The sequence below is a fragment of the Dolichospermum sp. UHCC 0260 genome (assembly GCF_009711985.1).
Lineage (GTDB): Bacteria > Cyanobacteriota > Cyanobacteriia > Cyanobacteriales > Nostocaceae > Dolichospermum > Dolichospermum lemmermannii.
In genome coordinates this window covers 21,324-38,048 of sequence record NZ_VIKZ01000017.1, presented here as the reverse complement: position 1 = coordinate 38,048, position 16,725 = coordinate 21,324, and the positions used below count along the sequence as shown (strand labels likewise).

13 protein-coding genes are annotated in these 16,725 nt (G+C 35.6%); 4 read left to right on the top strand and 9 right to left on the bottom strand.

The window, feature by feature from the left end; all coding sequences use genetic code 11:
• The first annotated feature begins 145 nt into the window (after positions 1-145).
• A complete protein-coding gene (locus FJR08_RS08725; RefSeq protein WP_168632892.1) occupies positions 146-3,913 on the top strand; it encodes an Eco57I restriction-modification methylase domain-containing protein in 3,768 nt (1,255 codons plus the stop codon).
• Between the two features lie 130 nt (positions 3,914-4,043).
• On the opposite strand, the gene atpC is transcribed toward FJR08_RS08725, so the two are convergent.
• From atpC to FJR08_RS08710, 3 genes are all read right to left on the bottom strand, one after another.
• Positions 4,044-4,457, bottom strand: a complete 414-nt coding sequence (gene atpC, locus FJR08_RS08720) for an ATP synthase F1 subunit epsilon (RefSeq protein WP_168632891.1) — start codon at positions 4,455-4,457, stop codon at positions 4,044-4,046.
• Between the two features lie 100 nt (positions 4,458-4,557).
• The gene (gene atpD, locus FJR08_RS08715) at positions 4,558-6,006 is read right to left on the bottom strand and encodes a F0F1 ATP synthase subunit beta (RefSeq protein WP_015080725.1); all 1,449 of its coding nucleotides are present in this window, start codon (positions 6,004-6,006) and stop codon (positions 4,558-4,560) included.
• A gap of 314 nt (positions 6,007-6,320) precedes the next feature.
• Positions 6,321-6,575, bottom strand: coding sequence for a TIGR03643 family protein (locus FJR08_RS08710; protein WP_148765537.1), 255 nt, complete (start codon positions 6,573-6,575; stop codon positions 6,321-6,323).
• Between the two features lie 562 nt (positions 6,576-7,137).
• On the opposite strand from FJR08_RS08710, the gene FJR08_RS08705 reads away from it, so the two are divergent.
• Both FJR08_RS08705 and FJR08_RS08700 read left to right on the top strand, forming a co-directional pair.
• On the top strand, positions 7,138-7,953 hold the full coding sequence (locus FJR08_RS08705) for a SirB1 family protein (protein ID WP_168632890.1): 816 nt from the start codon (positions 7,138-7,140) through the stop codon (positions 7,951-7,953).
• 48 nt (positions 7,954-8,001) lie between these two features.
• Positions 8,002-8,457: a DUF29 domain-containing protein gene (locus FJR08_RS08700; protein ID WP_168632889.1), complete on the top strand. Its 456-nt coding sequence runs from the start codon at positions 8,002-8,004 to the stop codon at positions 8,455-8,457.
• A 42-nt stretch (positions 8,458-8,499) separates the two neighbouring features.
• On the opposite strand, the gene FJR08_RS08695 is transcribed toward FJR08_RS08700, so the two are convergent.
• The 6 genes from FJR08_RS08695 to FJR08_RS08670 form a co-directional block, all read right to left on the bottom strand.
• On the bottom strand, positions 8,500-9,939 hold the full coding sequence (locus tag FJR08_RS08695) for a GTP-binding protein (RefSeq protein WP_168632888.1): 1,440 nt from the start codon (positions 9,937-9,939) through the stop codon (positions 8,500-8,502).
• Between the two features lie 201 nt (positions 9,940-10,140).
• Positions 10,141-10,905 carry an ABC transporter ATP-binding protein gene (locus tag FJR08_RS08690; protein WP_148765555.1) on the bottom strand — a complete coding sequence of 255 codons (765 nt, stop codon included), beginning with the start codon at positions 10,903-10,905 and terminating at the stop codon, positions 10,141-10,143.
• Between the two features lie 60 nt (positions 10,906-10,965).
• Positions 10,966-12,183 (bottom strand): ABC transporter permease, encoded by a 1,218-nt coding sequence (locus FJR08_RS08685; protein WP_168632887.1) that lies wholly within the window; start codon positions 12,181-12,183, stop codon positions 10,966-10,968.
• Positions 12,184-12,192: 9 nt separating this feature from the next.
• Complete coding sequence (locus FJR08_RS08680; RefSeq protein WP_168632886.1) at positions 12,193-13,674, bottom strand: efflux RND transporter periplasmic adaptor subunit; 1,482 nt, start codon at positions 13,672-13,674, stop codon at positions 12,193-12,195.
• 229 nt (positions 13,675-13,903) lie between these two features.
• Positions 13,904-14,131: a hypothetical protein gene (locus FJR08_RS08675; RefSeq protein WP_168632885.1), complete on the bottom strand. Its 228-nt coding sequence runs from the start codon at positions 14,129-14,131 to the stop codon at positions 13,904-13,906.
• 84 nt (positions 14,132-14,215) lie between these two features.
• Positions 14,216-14,839 (bottom strand): sigma factor-like helix-turn-helix DNA-binding protein, encoded by a 624-nt coding sequence (locus FJR08_RS08670; protein ID WP_168632884.1) that lies wholly within the window; start codon positions 14,837-14,839, stop codon positions 14,216-14,218.
• A gap of 296 nt (positions 14,840-15,135) precedes the next feature.
• On the opposite strand from FJR08_RS08670, the gene FJR08_RS08665 reads away from it, so the two are divergent.
• Entirely contained in the window at positions 15,136-15,732 is a 597-nt protein-coding gene (locus FJR08_RS08665) for a glyoxalase-like domain protein (RefSeq protein WP_148765565.1), read from the top strand.
• Positions 15,733-16,725: the final 993 nt, after the last annotated feature.

The window sequence follows — 16,725 nt, the reverse complement described above, 5'->3', positions numbered from 1 at the left end:
TTCTGAAACTTAATGTAATTTTTTTACCAGACTTCCGATTTTTTTAAGGTTTAAATTTTGTTAACAAATATTACAATATATTTCTTAATTTTAATTCGATGCTAGAATGGGATGCCGAATATTAACAATAAAATTATAATTTTTGATGATTAACAATAAAATTAAACCTAGACAAGCATTAAGCAAAGCATTTCTGAGAATTAAACCAATTAGAAATGAGTTTGAGATATTTAAAAGGAATCTGATTACACTACTTAATCAAATTGATGAAAACGAAAGAGAGGAATTTCATAAGAATATTCTGACTGATTTCTTGAAAAATACCTATTACGGTGCTGATTATTTGATCAATATTAAAGCAAGTAATGACTTGGTGATTTATAATGGCAAAGATACTAAAAGCAATGTTGGTGTGATTTTAGAAGCTAAAAAGGTAAATAATAATGAAATGCTCAAGGTTGATAATTTAAATACTAAAGCACTACAACAATTAGTTTTATACTTTTTACGAGAACGGATTACAAATAAAAATTCAGAAATTAAATATTTAATTGCTACTAATATTTATGAATGGTTCATTTTTGATGCAACACTTTTTGAGAATCTGTTTGTTCAGAATAAACAATTAGTCAAGCAATTTACTGATTTTGAAGAAAAACGTCTATCTAATTCTCGCACAGACTTTTTTTATAAAGAAATTGCTCAACCTGCAATAGATAAAATTCAAAATGAACTAATTTTTACACATTTTGATATTAAAGATTATCAACAGTATTTAATTAATCAAAATCCTGAAAATGATCAAAAACTGATTCCTTTATTTAAGCTGTTTTCACCACAACATTTATTAAAGTTACCTACTATTAATGATAGCAATAGTTTAAATAGAAACTTTTATAGTGAATTACTACACATTCTGGGTTTAACGGAAATCAAAGAAGGTGGCAAAAAATTAATTCAGCGTAAACCAATTAATGAAAGGGAACAGGGTTCATTAATTGAAAATACTATCACTCGGTTGCAAGAATTACACAAGATTGATAGATTATCAAATTCCGAACAATTTGGAGAAAATACCGAAGAGAAACTTTTTAATGTTAGTTTAGAATTAGTTATTACTTGGATTAATCGCATTCTCTTTTTGAAACTATTAGAATCCCAACTAATTAACTATCGTCAAGGTAATAAATCTTTTGCATTTCTCAATACAGCAAAAATTCAAGATTTTGGTAATCTCAATCGGTTATTTTTTGGTGTTTTATCTCATAAACCAGATGAAAGAGACGAACATATAAAAAATATTGTTGCTAATATTCCTTATTTGAATAGTTCTTTATTTGAAGTATCAGAAATTGAACATAAAACAATAGTTATTAGTAATTTAATCAATGATGAAAAACTTTCTATTTTCAATAAAACAGTTATTAAAGATAATGGTAATATACGGACAGGAAAATTAAAAGCACTAGAATATATTTTTGCATTTCTTGATGCTTACGATTTTAGCAGTGAAGGTGCAGAAGAAATCCAAGAAGAAAATAAAACTTTAATTAATGCTTCTGTTTTAGGTTTGATTTTTGAGAAAATTAACGGTTATAAAGATGGTTCTTTCTTTACTCCTGGTTTTATTACTATGTATATGTGTCGGGAAACTATTCGCAGAGCAGTTTTACAGAAGTTCAAAGAAATTAAAGGTTGGAACTGTGAAAATATTGACGAATTATATGATAGAATTACAGATAAAAAAGAAGCTAATCAGATTATTAATAGTTTAAAAATTTGTGATCCAGCAGTAGGTTCTGGACATTTTTTAGTTTCAGCTTTAAATGAAATTATTACTATTAAAAGTGATTTGAAAGTTTTACTTGATAGACAGGGAAAAACTTTAAGAGATTATGATATAAAAATTGAAAATGATGAGTTAATTATTACAGATGATGACGGACAATTTTTCACATATAATCCTAACAACTCAGAAAGTAGACGCATACAAGAAACAATTTTCCATGAAAAACAGACAATTATTGAAAATTGTTTATTTGGTGTAGATATAAATCCCAATTCAGTAAAAATTTGTCGGTTACGTTTGTGGATTGAGCTTTTAAAGAATGCTTATTATAAAGTCTCACCCCTACCAGGAGAGGGGAATATAGGAGAATTGGAAACTTTACCAAATATTGATATTAATATTAAAATTGGAAATTCTTTAATCAGTCGTTTTCCTTTAAATTGGAATTTACGGACAATTTTGAAAAAAAGTGATTGGAATATCGAAAGTTATCGAAATGCTATAAAAACCTATCTCCACCCTGATAACAAAGATCAAAAACAGGAAATGGAGAGGTTAATTAATGATATTAAAGGTAATATACGTACAGAAATTAGTAGCAATGATCCGAATATAGAAAAGCGAAATCAAAAAATTGCAGAACTTCGTCATTTACGAGATCAAAAGTCATTATTTGCAGAAGGTAAAGCAGAAGCAAAAAGTCGTCAAAAAAAGCAGGAAGAGTTAGAACAGCAAATTAATGAACTCAATGCTGAAATTGAAGAGAAAAAAAGTGGTAAATTGTATCAAAATGCTTTTGAATGGCGGTTTGAATTTCCTGAAGTTTTGAATAATGAAGGTGATTTTATTGGTTTTGATGTCATGATTGGTAATCCTCCTTATATTTCACTATCTAAAATTAAAGAAAAATCTCAAACTGCTTATTTTGAAAATAATTATCAAACTTATACAAAGGGTTCAGATATTTATTGCTTGTTTTACGAAAAAGGAAGTTTTTTGTTAAGAAAAGCAGGATTTTTAACTTACATTACTTCCAATTCTTGGTTAAAAACTATTTATGGTGATTCGCTGAAAAAATATTTAATTGAAAATCTGCAACCTCAGACTTTATTAAATATTGAAGATATGCAAATTTTTGAGGAAGCTACTGTAGAATCAAATATTATCATCTTGAAAAAAGATAAAGTTAATGAATTTTTTGATGTTGCTAGTCTCAATAATAATTATCTTGTCGGTTCTTCATTAGATGAGTATTTCGATAAAAATTGTTTTCAATTTATAATACCTAATACATCAGAATGGATTATAGGTAATAAAGAAACTGTAAGTTTGAAACAAAAAATAGAGCAATCTTCTAAGCTTTTAAAAGAATTTGATATTAATATTAATAGAGGTTTACTTACTGGACTAAATGCAGCTTTTATTATCAATGAGGAAACTAAAAATCAATTAATTGCTGAAAGTTCTAATTCTGCTGAAATAATTCAGCCAATTTTAAGAGGTAGAGACTTAAAAAAATATAGTTATGAATTTTCTGGATTTTATCTAATTAATACACATAATGGAGTGGCAAAAAATAACATCGAGAGAATAAAAGTTAAAGAAAATTATCCATTTATCTATAATTATCTGCTTTCTTTTCTTCCTCAAATAGAACAACGACAAGATCAAGGTAAAGATTGGACAAATCTTAGAAATTGCGCTTATTTAGAAGATTTTAATAAACCTAAAATTGTTTGGGGTGAAATTTCTGATCAACCTAAATTTGCGTTTGATGATTCTAATTATTATGTTGAAGCTACTGCTTTTTTAATGACTGGTGAAAAACTTAAATATTTGTTAGCAATTTTAAATTCAAAACTATCAGAATGGTATTTTAACCAGATTTCAACTACCACAGGAATGGGTACAAATAGATGGAAAAAGTATAAAATTGAAATGTTACCCATTAAAGAACCTACGGAAACTGAAGAATTGTTATTAGAAAAAATAGTTAATCAAATTCTCACCGCTAAAAAATCAGATTCAAAAGCAGATACAACCGCATTAGAAACAGAAATAGATCAGTTAGTTTATCAACTTTACGAATTAACCGCAGAAGAGATAAAAATTATAGAAGAATAAATACCACAAATCCCAGCTCTCCGACTTCTTTAAGAAGTAGGGGAGCTAAAAGATAAAGCTATTTAAAATACCAATAAAATAAGGGTAGGCAATTTGCCCACCCTCATTAGTTTTTGATGCAGTATACGATTTATACCGAACCGCCGGCAGCTTGAAAACGAGCGCGAGCGCGTTTAAATGCTTTTGTTGCCTGGATTTGTGCTTGACGATCTTCTGGTTTAACTTGATTTAGGCTAGTCTGTGCTGCATTAAAAGCAGTGCGGGCTTCTTCAAGTTGAATTTTATCTCCACGTTCAGCACCGTTGACTAAAATTGTGACTTCATTTTCATCAACTTCAGCAAAACCACCTAAAAGAGCGATCGCTTGCCAAGGGGCATTTTTAGAAGCACGAACACGCATGACACCTATATCCAAAGCTGTCAACATTGGAGCGTGTCCACTCAAGATACCTAATTGACCAGTAGTGCTAGGTAAAACTACTTCATCAGCTTCAGCATCCCAAACGGTTTTGTCTGGAGAAATTACACGAACGGTCAGAGTCATAATTCTTAATTGGTGATTGGTGATTGGTGATTGGTAATTGGTAATTGGTAATTGGGAGAAATTTCTTACCCATCACCCATTACCCATTACCCATTACCCATTAGCCTTTCAGCTTTTCAGCTTTAGCTTTAGCTTCAGTGATATCGCCTACCAAGTAGAAAGCTTGCTCAGGTAAAGCATCTAATTCACCAGAAAGAATTTGTTGGAATCCTTTAATGGTGTCTTCCAACTTCACATACTTACCAGGAGAACCAGTAAATACTTCAGCTACAAAGAAAGGCTGAGACAAGAACCGCTCAACTTTCCGCGCCCGTGCCACAATCAAACGATCTTCTTCAGACAATTCATCTAAACCCAAAATGGCGATGATGTCTTGAAGTTCTTTGTAACGTTGCAGGGTGGATTGTACAGCCCGTGCAGTATCGTAGTGATCACTACCAACAATGTTGGGTTGCAACATGGTGGAAGTAGAACCCAAAGGATCAACCGCAGGATAGATACCTTTAGAAGCCAAACCACGAGACAATACTGTTGTACCGTCTAAGTGAGCAAATGTGGTTGCAGGTGCGGGGTCGGTCAAGTCATCGGCAGGTACATATACAGCTTGAATAGAAGTAATAGAACCTTCGGTGGTGGAAGTAATCCGTTCTTGCAAAGCACCCACGTCAGTACCCAGAGTAGGCTGATATCCTACCGCAGAAGGCATCCGACCCAATAGCGCGGATACTTCAGAACCAGCTTGTACGAACCGGAAGATGTTATCAACAAACAGTAATACGTCTTGCTTGTTGACATCACGGAAGTACTCAGCCATTGTCAAACCAGACAAACCAACCCGCATTCTTGCTCCGGGTGGCTCGTTCATTTGACCATAAACTAGAGCAATTTTGGATTCGTTGAGGTTATCTTTATTGATAACTCCAGATTCCATCATTTCGTTGTAGAGGTCATTTCCTTCCCGTGTGCGTTCACCCACACCCGCAAATACAGACACACCACCGTGTTGGGTAGCGATGTTGTTGATCAATTCCATCATGATCACGGTTTTACCAACACCAGCCCCGCCGAACAGACCGATTTTACCACCGCGTTTGTAGGGAGTGAGCAAGTCAACAACTTTAATCCCAGTTTCAAACACAGAAGGTTTGGTTTCTAAATCTGTGAATTTAGGAGCGTCACGGTGAATAGGTAGATATGCTTCGGCGTTTACGGGACCTTGCTGATCTACAGGTTCGCCTAAAACATTGAAAATCCGTCCCAGTGTGGCTTTACCAACGGGTACTGTAATCGGAGCGCCAGTATCAACTACTTCTAACCCACGAACTAAACCGTCGGTGGTACTCATAGCCACCGCCCGTACTTGGTTGTCGCCTAGAAGTTGCTGTACTTCAACGGTTAAGCTGATGTTTTGTCCAGCTTCATTTGTGCCTGTGATGGTTAAAGCGTTGTAGATTTGGGGTAATTTACCGCCGGGGAACTTAACGTCTACAACCGGACCAATTACTTGGGTAATGTAACCTATGTTTGTTTTTTCTGCGGTGGTGACCATGCTGCGCCTAAATGATTGAAGCTAGTTTTCACAAGTGGGTCGTTTAAGACCCCAGATCAAGCGATATCATCTTTTAGGTTAGCACTTAACGACTCCACCTTCGCCTTAAATTCATTATTAAGACCAGATCCTTGATTTTTTAAAAGCAGTTGGAAATTTCTGGTATCAGATGCAAAAACGCTATCTAGGACTCAATCCTGCTTACAAACGTTTGCAGGTGATGATGAAAGCTTTGTCAGGTAGCTTGTCGTAGCGACAGTTGATATCCTAATATCCAAATTCCCATCATAGATAATTTTCAATTTTATGTGAATTTATGTTTTCTGATTTTGGGATTTAAATCTACCGGCAATAAATTCTCTCTTTTCTAAATGTTTGGTTTGGCGTTTGGTAACTCTTTCTCTCCACATTCGGAAACTCGATGATTTCATTTCTCTTCTCATGAGAGCAATTACCTGTTTTTCTAAGAGTCCAAATTGTTTTTCTATCACATCAAATGGTGTCCGATCTTCCCAAGCCATTTCGATAATACGATCTATGCTTTCAGCATCTAAGTCAGGTAATTTCATAATTCTTTTTTCTCTTGTTTTTTATTGGAGGTAGAACCTCTAAGATAACATTCCCAGTCTGGAGACTGGGAACTAGTACACAACGGCGTAAGTCAATCAACCATTAAAAATTTGACAAAAGCTTGTGTAATCTGCTTTTTTAATTTTTAATTTTTAATTTTTAATTCCGCACTGCGGTACTAGTAGTCTGTCAAATTTATTTTGACGGGTTTTTGGTAGTGCGGGCATACTTCGACCCTTCGACAGGCTCAGGGCATCGCTTGCTCAGTACAAGTCTTGCCCGCGTGAGCGAGACGCTCACACTACAGTCCATCATTTTTATCTTGACAAACTACTAGAAAGAACCTCTAAGATAACATTACCAGTCTGGAGACTGGGAACGAGAAAACCTCTAAGATAACATTCCCAATCTGGAGACTGGGAACGAGAAAACGAGAAACGAGGAATTGGAAAAGAGAGAATAGATCCAGACCATGTTCCATAAAACGCCTGAATACTCTAAAATAAGAGCAGGTACAAAAAACTCTGTACTTTCCCTCCAGTCGCTTCATCCTTATTGCTTATGAATTTCTCGTTAGCACGACAGTATTTTTACCAGGAGATTCAACAACCTGACGAGGATATCAATCTCGCAAAGGCAGCTTTATATATTGCCCAGGAAGAATATCCAGATATTGATCCTGAAGAATATTTAAATGCTCTTGATACAATGGCAATGGAGTTAGAGGAACGTTTGCCTTCTTCTCGCTATCCCCTGCGGATTATTCAAAGTATTAATCAATATTTATACGAAGAATTGGGTTTTTATGGTAATAAAATTGATTATTACGACCCGCGCAATAGTTTTTTTAATGATGTCATTGAACGGAAAATGGGAATTCCCATTACTTTGGCATTAGTTTATATAGAGGTGGCAAAACGGATTGATTTTCCCATGGTAGGGGTAGGAATGCCGGGACATTTCCTGATTCGTCCAGATGTGGAAGATATAGGCATTTTTGTGGATGCTTTTAATGGTGGAGAGGTGATGTTTGCCCAAGACTGTCAAGAAAGGCTTTCACAAATTTATCAACAAGAGGTAATGCTAAAACCTGAATTTTTAGCAGTTGTGAGTAATCGGCAATTTTTAGCTAGAATGTTGACTAATTTAAAATATATTTATCTTCAGCAGCAGGATTTAGAAAGAAGTTTGGCAATAGTAGAACGAGTTTTAATGTTATTTCCAGAAGCAAGTTTTGAATTAAGAGATAGGGGTTTGTTGTATTATCAACTGGGGCAGTTTTCTCAAGCTATGGAAGATTTACAAATTTATTTAATTAAAGTTCCTGATGCTAAAGATGCCGATGTTATTCGTCAATTACTTGCTAAGTTAAATTAGTTAGTTGTATAATCTTATCAAGAGTCTATCGAGTGAGGAGAAGTTGTTATGCTGACCATTGATACTAATAAAACATTATATGAGCAAGATTTTTATCTGTGGATACAAACTACACTTGCAATCTTGAGAGAAAGAAAATTAGAACAATTAGATATTGAGAATTTAATTGAAGAAATTGATAGTATGGGAAGGAGTGAAAAGAAAGAACTAAAAACTCGTCTAGTTGTCTTAATTGAACACTTATTAAAACTACAATATTGGACCCAAGAAAAAGATTATAATGCTAGGGGCTGGCGTAATACTGTTGTTGAACAAAGACGACAAATAGCCTATACTCTAGCAGATAGTCCTAGTTTAAAAGGTATTTTAAATGATGTATTTCTAGATTGTTATACAGATGCTAGAAATGATACAATAAATAAATATCAACTTCCTTCAACTTTATTCCCTGAACAGCCATCTTTTTCTTTAATTCAGGTTCTCAATGCAGATTTTATGCCCTAAGTCTAGAGTATAGATGAAGATGGTATGTTACTAAAAATTTAATCAGATTTCAGATTTTTTTCTGCGTCTAACTTTAATCAGTAATTCATCTTTAATGCGGTTTAAAATAGAAGTTTCATTTAAAGTTGATAAAATTTGACTAACTACTGCTTTTGGTCCATCTGGTCCCCAGGTTGCACCATTGGCTAAATAGGCTTTGGTAACTTGGCCAATACTGTAGGAAGAGACACCAGCTACTCCTGCTTGAGTTATGGCTATGGATAAATAGGGTCCAATTGTCATTCCTGCTGTTGCTGTTGTAGAGACACCAAGGAGGGTTTTTAAACCACTTAAACCCAAATTTGCTAATAGTTCACTAGCACCGATACCACCCATACTCAGGGCGATTTTTTGGAGTAATTTCACAGCACCGGTTTCGGTCATAGGGATACCGTAAAGTTTGGATAAACCTAAGATTAAGGAGATATCTATAATTACGGCACTTAATATATCAACTACTGTAACAGGATTGAGAGCGATCGCCAATGCTTTTGTGATGACTGCTTTCCAAATTAACTGATTAGCATTTTCTTCCCTAATTATTAGTTTACGCTGTACCAACTGCTGATTGACATTATCAGCATAAAGCATCGTATTCAAAGCCACTAAAGCCTTCCCTTCATGGTGGAGAATTTCCAATATTTTCAATTTTAATTCATCAACTTGGGATTTACCTTTTTGCAATTTCACACTCCTAGAACCATCAGGATTTTGTTCAGCAATTTTGACCAATGGTGAAGCTGCGGACATGACTATTTCTGCGGGTGAAAGTAATTCCCGCACTCTATCATCTCGAATTTTTTCGTAAATTGTCATGCGGTCAGTTTCGGGATATTGGTCAACTTTATTAAATACTAAAATTATCGGTTTACCGACTTCTCGTAATTGCGATAAAGCTATTTTTTCAATCTTGGTCATGTCTCCAGAAATAACAAAGAGAATTAAATCGGCTTGTTTAGCGATTTGTTCAGCTAAAGCTGCGCGAGTTTCACCGTCTACTTCATCTAATCCAGGAGTATCAATTAATTCGACTTGGGATTGGCCATTGCTGGGTAATGTGGCTTTTAAAGTTCCTAAAGCTTCTTCACTAATACTCCAATTTACTGTTTGTGCATCACGAGTAACACCATGTAAGGGACCAGTAATAAAGACTTCTTGACCAACCAAAGCATTAAGAAGGGAAGATTTACCCCGTCCTACCATCCCAAAAGCTGCAATTTGTACTACCATGCTTTCCAGTTTATCTAGCATGATTTCTAAATCATTAATTTCTGCTTCTAAACCTGATTTTTCCGCAGCAGAAAGATCCAGATTATTCACTAAGTTTTTGAGTGCGGTTTTGGCTTGTTTATAGTTAAGTTCGGCTTGAATATCATCAAAGGTAAAAATGACGTTATCTAGTTCTTTTTCCCAATTGGGGATGGATTCGGGTATAGTATTCATTAGGATTAGGGAACAGCGAATAGGGAATAGAGAAAAATTTTACCCATTACCAGTGTAATTTTAAATAATTATAGCGATTCTAAATAAGAGGAGAAAATCTCTTTTTCTCTTCCTCTGTGATCTCTGTGCCTCTGTGGTTCATTAAAAAAATACCCTCAAGGATACACAAATCAAATAGGATTGCTATAGCAACTTGAGAAATTAAGATATAACAACTTGATGTAATTCATTGGGGGTAAGGTGAGAATGAACCACTTCACCATCACGAAACCAAACAATCCGCTTAGTTTGACGCGCAACCTCTGATTCATGGGTGACAATAACAACGGTGATACCACTGCTATTAAGTTCATTAAACAAGTCTAATACTTCCTGGGTGGTGTGAGAATCAAGTGCGCCGGTGGGTTCATCTGCGAGGAGAACGACGGGATTGTTGACAATGGCGCGGGCAATTGCTACTCTTTGTTGTTGTCCTCCTGATAATTGGGTAGGTTTGTTATTGAGGCGTTTTTCTAACCCAACTTTGATTAATGCAGATGTCGCGCGATCTTTTCTTTCCCCAGGTTTAACGCCAGCATACACCATTGGTAACATGACATTTTCTAGAGCCGTTAATTGATTTAATAAATGGAATTGTTGAAAGACAAAACCTAGTTTTTTATTACGAATATGCGCCAATTCAGTATCACTCATTTGGGCGACATTCAAATTATCTAAATAATAATTTCCGTCACTGGGACGATCCAAACAACCGATAATATTCATGGCTGTGGATTTACCCGAACCAGAAGGACCCATGATCGAACAGTATTCACCTACTTCTATGACTAAATTTACATTATTCAGTGCTTTAACTTCTATTTCTCCAATTCCATAAACTTTGAAAATATTTTCCAGCCGAATAATTCCTGATGGCGATGCAGATTGGGGAATACTTGTGTCAGTTATCGTAAAAGTATTATCCACGGAAATTTATCCTCATGTCAAAGTATAATTGTAGCGAATGTTCATTAATTTTAAATTTTTTTACGCGGTTCTCAGTGCCACCATTGGGTCAAGTTGAGCGGCACGACGGGCAGGAACTACACCAAAAAATAAACCAATCCCACCAGAAACACTAGCAGCTAATAAAACTGCAGTTGGTGAAATTGCCGCCTGTAATGGGGTAAGGATACCCACTAAAATAATACTACCACCGCCTAAAGCAATGCCGATTACACCACCAGCTACTGATAATATCACGGCTTCAATCATGAATTGCAAAAGAATATCTTCTTGAGTTGCACCAATAGCTTTACGCAGTCCAATTTCTTGAGTACGTTCAGTTACAGAAACTAGCATAATATTCATAATCCCAATCCCACCCACAAATAAGGAAATACTGGCAATTGCAGCTAACATGATTGTCAATGCTCCAGTAATTGTATTGGTGATTTCTAAAAGGTTCTTTTGGGTTTGAATGGTAAAATCATCTTCACGGACAATTTTGTGCCGACGACGGAGTAAATTTGTCATTTGAAATTCTGCTGCTGAGATGCTATTTTCATCTTGAGCAGATACAGAAATTACAGAAACATTAATACCAAATGGGGATGTTCTCCCTACTAACCGACTAAACATGGTATTAATAGGAATAAAAACTGTATCATCACTGTTAGTGCCAAAGGAAGAACCTTTAGCTACTGTTAAGCCAATCACCTGAAAAGTAGTATTTTGAATGCGGATTTTTTGACCAACAGGATTTTGATTATCAAAGAGTTTGTTGGCTAAATCTGGAGCTAATACTGCTACTCTCTTATTACGTTTAATATCGAAGTCATTAAAAAACCTGCCTTCTTTAATTTCCAAACTACGAACTGTTATATAATTAGGAGTAGTGCCAATAACTGTACTAGTTGTATTTCTATTTCTATAAGTAATTGTAGTTCTGTTATTAATTTCTGGGGCAACTTCTTTAACTGCACGGACTTGTTTAGCGATCGCTTTAGCATCTTGTAAAACTAAAGTTCTGGGCATTGTTGTCACCCTTCCCCGACTACCTGGACTCCCAGGGATAATAAATAAGGTATTCGGTCCTAATGATGCAAATTGCTTAGTTGCCAGTGTTTGTGCGCCTTCTCCAATGCCAATCATGGCAATTACTGAAGCATTGCCAATAATAATTCCCAACATAGTTAAACTACTTCGCAACTTATTAGCTAATAAGGTAGTAGTTGCCATTTTTACACTTTCTAAAATGTCCATAATTTGTGCTTACTTTTTATTTTCTTTTCCCTGTTCTATTTTCTCTTTTTCCTTCGTTTTAGGCAGATCAATAAATACCCGATCTCCGGCTTTAAGACCATCTAAAACCTGAATTTGGTTATCAATATTCGCGCCAATTGTCACAAGACGAAATTGAGGTTTATTTTTTTCACCTAATAACCACACGCCAGTTTTTCCCTTTTGGGTAACAATTAATTCCTGGGGTATTAGCAGCGCATCTTTGATATTATTGCCAAGAAATGTGACTTCACTGACATTCATCCCTGAACGCAGTTTTTCAGCCCCCGTGTTAATCGCCACGCGCACCTGAAATGATGTGACATTTTGATCAACTACCGCTTCGGGAGCAATCAAACGTACCTGTCCCTGAAAAACTTCTTCAGGATAGGCATCAATGGTAATTTCCACTTTTTGTTGCTGTTTAATTTGGGATATATCTACTTCAGGAACATTTGCTAAAACTTCTAAACCTTTTGCCAAAGCTACTATAGAAGTTGAAGTGGCAGAAGCATTACTAGAAGCGGAAATTGCTGGACTAACATAACCTCCCACCGTCGCATATCTCTGAGTGACAATTCCCGAAAAAGGAGCGCGAATAATGGTATCTTCTAATTGAACTTGTTGTTGTTTTAACTGAGCTTCCGCACTAGCTACTGCTGCTTTTAATCTAGCAATTTCTTGGGGACGATTACCATTTTCTAATTTTCGTAATCCTTCCTTTTCCTGATTAACAATTGCTGCTTGCTTTTGAATATCTTGGTTGCGGTTGCCCACTTTCAGTAAAGATAATCGGCGTTGTGCTTCTTCTAAATTAGCCTTGGCCTTACTATTTTCACTGACATATTGTTCTAAACTATCTTGGGAAATAGCCCCATCTTTAGCTAAATCTTGATAACGTTTAACTCTGGATTGGGTAAGTGCTACAGAAGCTTTTGCCGAGTCAACTTGAGCCTGTGCTTGTTGAATTTCTTGTAACCGATTACCATCTCGAATAATCGCTAATTGTGCCTGTGCTTGGTCTACACGGGCTTTTGCTTGGGCAATTTCTTCGGGACGACTGCCGGCTTCGCTTTCTGCTAATTGTGCCTTTGCTTGTGCTAAATTAGCTTGGTACTGGAGAATTCGCATTTTAATTTCCGAATTATCCATGCGAGCAATTATTTGTCCTTGCTTGACAGTATCTCCCTGTTCCACATTTAAATCTGCCAAAAGTCCTGGACTTTTAGGACTAATATTTACACTTTGAACTGGTTGAACTTTACCACTAGCAGTAATGCGGACAGTTACACTTTTTGCCTCTACAGGAACAGTTAATTTAGTCACATCTAGCGGTTTATTTTTTTGCTGGATGGTTTGAATAGTGGCTGTTGTTCCCACAATTAAAACACCACTAGCTATTAAACCCATTAACCAACGGAATGGATATTTAACTTTTTTGCCAATAAAGGGAATTTCTATGTAAAAAATCATGATCAAAAAAGGTTAGGAATAGAAGTTAGCAAGAATATTCTATAGTTGAGAATCTATGATAATCATTTGATTTATCTAATTCATCACCTGATTACGTGAATTTTCAATTTCTATTTTATAAATTTCTATCTCTCTCCTAGTTATACTATCATATTTCTCTTTGATTCGTGATCATGACTTATTTCCTATTTTTTAATTTAATTCCCCGACTTCTAGCTCCCCCACTTCTTCAAGAAGTCGGGTATCTGGGATTTTGACTATTAATTTTATAAACTAATAAACTTTGTTGCTTGCTATCTTCTAATTTCTGGGCTATGGAAATAGCTTGTTTATATAAAGCCTTGGCTTTGGTAAAGTTATCCATGTTTTCAGAGATTTCCCCAGAGACGACTAAATATTTTAAATCTTCTGCGGGATTTCTATTTACTTCTGTAATTGCGACACGGTTTTGTAACATTATCTAAGAAATTCAGCCCTAGCATTTTCCCTTTGGTTTTGGACAGTAGATGAGCTATTGTAATTATTATAGCTAAAGTTAGGACTAAATCCCAGCCTCGCCTAAGTAAATAGCCCGAATATCAGCAGGTAATTTATCTTCTAGCATCAGATAACCTTCTTGGAGAGAATTTGCTACTTCAGCGGGGGAAATTTGTTCTCCTTCAGCTTGCAAATATGCAGCAATTCTGGTTTCACTCCAGTGGAAAGTTTGTGCCATTAAGACGATTAATCGTGATATTGGTGGGAGTTGATCTAATGCCCGTTCTACATAGCACCATAGCGGTGGTGATGTATCCTTGAGAGAATAATGAATAGCTTCTGTGGGTGGTAGTTTAATCTCGTTAATATGGAATGCCGTGATATTAATTAACCAATTTTGTAAGGTTAAGGATTCCGTCTCTGTCGCTGCTTGGTTTAAATTCAGTCCACCTAGTTCATAATATATATTGCGCCAAATCAGAGCAAACAAATAATTAGCTTGCACAGGCGATCGCGCTGAATGCCGAATTAAGGTGTAAACTATGGGGCTATAACGGCAGAAAATCACCGTAAAATACTTGCCATAATCAGGATATTGCTGAAATAGACTCAGTAGTTCTTGATCACTGTGGTGAAATAGCGACTTCACTAATGGGTGATTAGCTTCGGGAAAGTGGGGAATTTGCACAATCTCTGGACTAGATAACTGTTAAAAGAATGCAGAATTTAGAATTTAGAATTACGTTTTGCAACGGGGATTTTACCCCGACGCAAAACCCGCTGCTTGTAGAAGCAGGGGACTTTAACCCCCAAAGGTAAGTTAAAATATACCAGGGAATGGTGATGTGATAGCTAACAATATTTGCAAGTCAGTTAATTTGTCAATGTCAGACAACCAGACTATTGATAAACTAGAAACTAGGACTTAATGTTAGTCTTAACTGACAACTAAAAGCGTCTCCTTTATTGTGATCTTGTTTGTTCATGGTTATAGAAGCTAGTTCCCTAATGTTCCTGCCAAGTCCACTAACTTTCGGCTCGTTTTTGCCTTCCCTGCCCTTGGATAGCCTGTTCTCCACCCAGGGGATTATGATTATGCTGCTGGCAGCTTACGCGGGCGCTATGTGGATGTTTTTGAGTAGCGCACCTAAAGTTTATACTGTCATGGTATCAGATTTAGAAGTTGCCCGACAGTTATATGCAGGTTTGCTAGATTTGCCAGTGGCGGAAGTCCCTTTGCACTATTATTACAACTACGAGCAAACTATCGGTGCAACAGGTATTGATCCGCTATATATGTCTGCTAGTCCCAGTTGGTCTAATAACACCATGAATAATGGTAATGACGGGCTGTGGTATCAACTCAAGAAAAATACTCAATTACATATTATCACTGGTGCAAGTTTAGGCAAAAAAGATCAGCATCGTCATGTTTGCTTTGATCATGATTGTCTAGAATTAATTTTAATGCGGGTAGAAGTCAGGGGTTTAAAGTTTAAAATTCGCAACCAAAAGCCTTTGAATTTTTTAGTTAAGGATTATGAAGGGCGCGTCATTGAAATGGCTGAAGTTGCTAATTAGTCATGGGTGTGTTGGGTTTTCCTGACGCACCCTGAATATTTTTTATCTCCCTGTTACCTACCTAAACAGTTGATAATCATCTAAACAAGATTGTTTGAACCAATCCAAATTTTTTCTATGAATAATTTTGTTGCTAACAGATTTTTCCGGATAGAGTTGGAATATTTAGCACCTATATTTTAGAGGTTGTTTGAAAAGTATTATATCAAACCCGTAATCTCCAAAAACCTAACCCCCCTACCCCCCTTCCCTGCAAGGGAATGGGGGTTTTAAAGCCTCTCCCCTTGCAGGGGAGAGGTTTGGAGAGGGGTCAGTCTATCCAAAACTTTTCAAACATCCTCTTAGGGGGTTTTACTTTTTACTGATAGCTGAAAGATTCTATATATCTATGATTACCAGTTAGAGGTATTCAAATTTAACATGAAGTAAATGCAATAATTGATACCTTAACAAATGATAAAAAATATGTCAGTAACAACGGTGAAAATAATGGAAATAAATGCTATGACTCAGATTCCCAAATTACTCATATTTTCTGGCGATTTGGCACAAAAATAGCCCATATTTAGAGTATTCTAGAGAGAATAGTTAGATTTAACAATTTTCCGAGTAGTTTCTGAGTAATCTCTTGGGAAGATAATTGATAAATTATGACTATATTTGATTATGTAGATAACTCATCTATCACTGATAAATTCCAGAAAATTAACCGATAATTGGCAGCAAAATAAGTGATAATTTGATAGTTTTGTTAACCATGTGTTGGATCATTTCTAGAAGAACTCAGAATACTTATTAAATCAAGAATAGAGAGAAGTGAGATTTTAGAAAAATAACTCAAGCTAACTCTAAAATCCGTGATTATTCTGACAAATCTGAATGCTCACAAATTTAATATTTAAGAGAGGGATGAGATTTTTTTTGAATCAACAGAATCTAAAAATCCTATTTCTATATACAGCAGAATCCAGTGGGGATTTACCAGTGCTAAAC

Bases quoted from the DNA above. Each gene is read 5' to 3' on its own strand.
- FJR08_RS08725 (WP_168632892.1), top strand. From the start codon at position 146: ATGATTAACAATAAAATTAAACCTAGACAAGCATTAAGCAAAGCATTT.
- atpC (WP_168632891.1), bottom strand. From the start codon at position 4,457: ATGACTCTGACCGTTCGTGTAATTTCTCCAGACAAAACCGTTTGGGAT.
- atpD (WP_015080725.1), bottom strand. From the start codon at position 6,006: ATGGTCACCACCGCAGAAAAAACAAACATAGGTTACATTACCCAAGTA.
- FJR08_RS08710 (WP_148765537.1), bottom strand. From the start codon at position 6,575: ATGAAATTACCTGACTTAGATGCTGAAAGCATAGATCGTATTATCGAA.
- FJR08_RS08705 (WP_168632890.1), top strand. From the start codon at position 7,138: ATGAATTTCTCGTTAGCACGACAGTATTTTTACCAGGAGATTCAACAA.
- FJR08_RS08700 (WP_168632889.1), top strand. From the start codon at position 8,002: ATGCTGACCATTGATACTAATAAAACATTATATGAGCAAGATTTTTAT.
- FJR08_RS08695 (WP_168632888.1), bottom strand. From the start codon at position 9,939: ATGAATACTATACCCGAATCCATCCCCAATTGGGAAAAAGAACTAGAT.
- FJR08_RS08685 (WP_168632887.1), bottom strand. From the start codon at position 12,183: ATGGACATTTTAGAAAGTGTAAAAATGGCAACTACTACCTTATTAGCT.
- FJR08_RS08680 (WP_168632886.1), bottom strand. From the start codon at position 13,674: ATGATTTTTTACATAGAAATTCCCTTTATTGGCAAAAAAGTTAAATAT.
- FJR08_RS08675 (WP_168632885.1), bottom strand. From the start codon at position 14,131: ATGTTACAAAACCGTGTCGCAATTACAGAAGTAAATAGAAATCCCGCA.
- FJR08_RS08665 (WP_148765565.1), top strand. From the start codon at position 15,136: ATGGTTATAGAAGCTAGTTCCCTAATGTTCCTGCCAAGTCCACTAACT.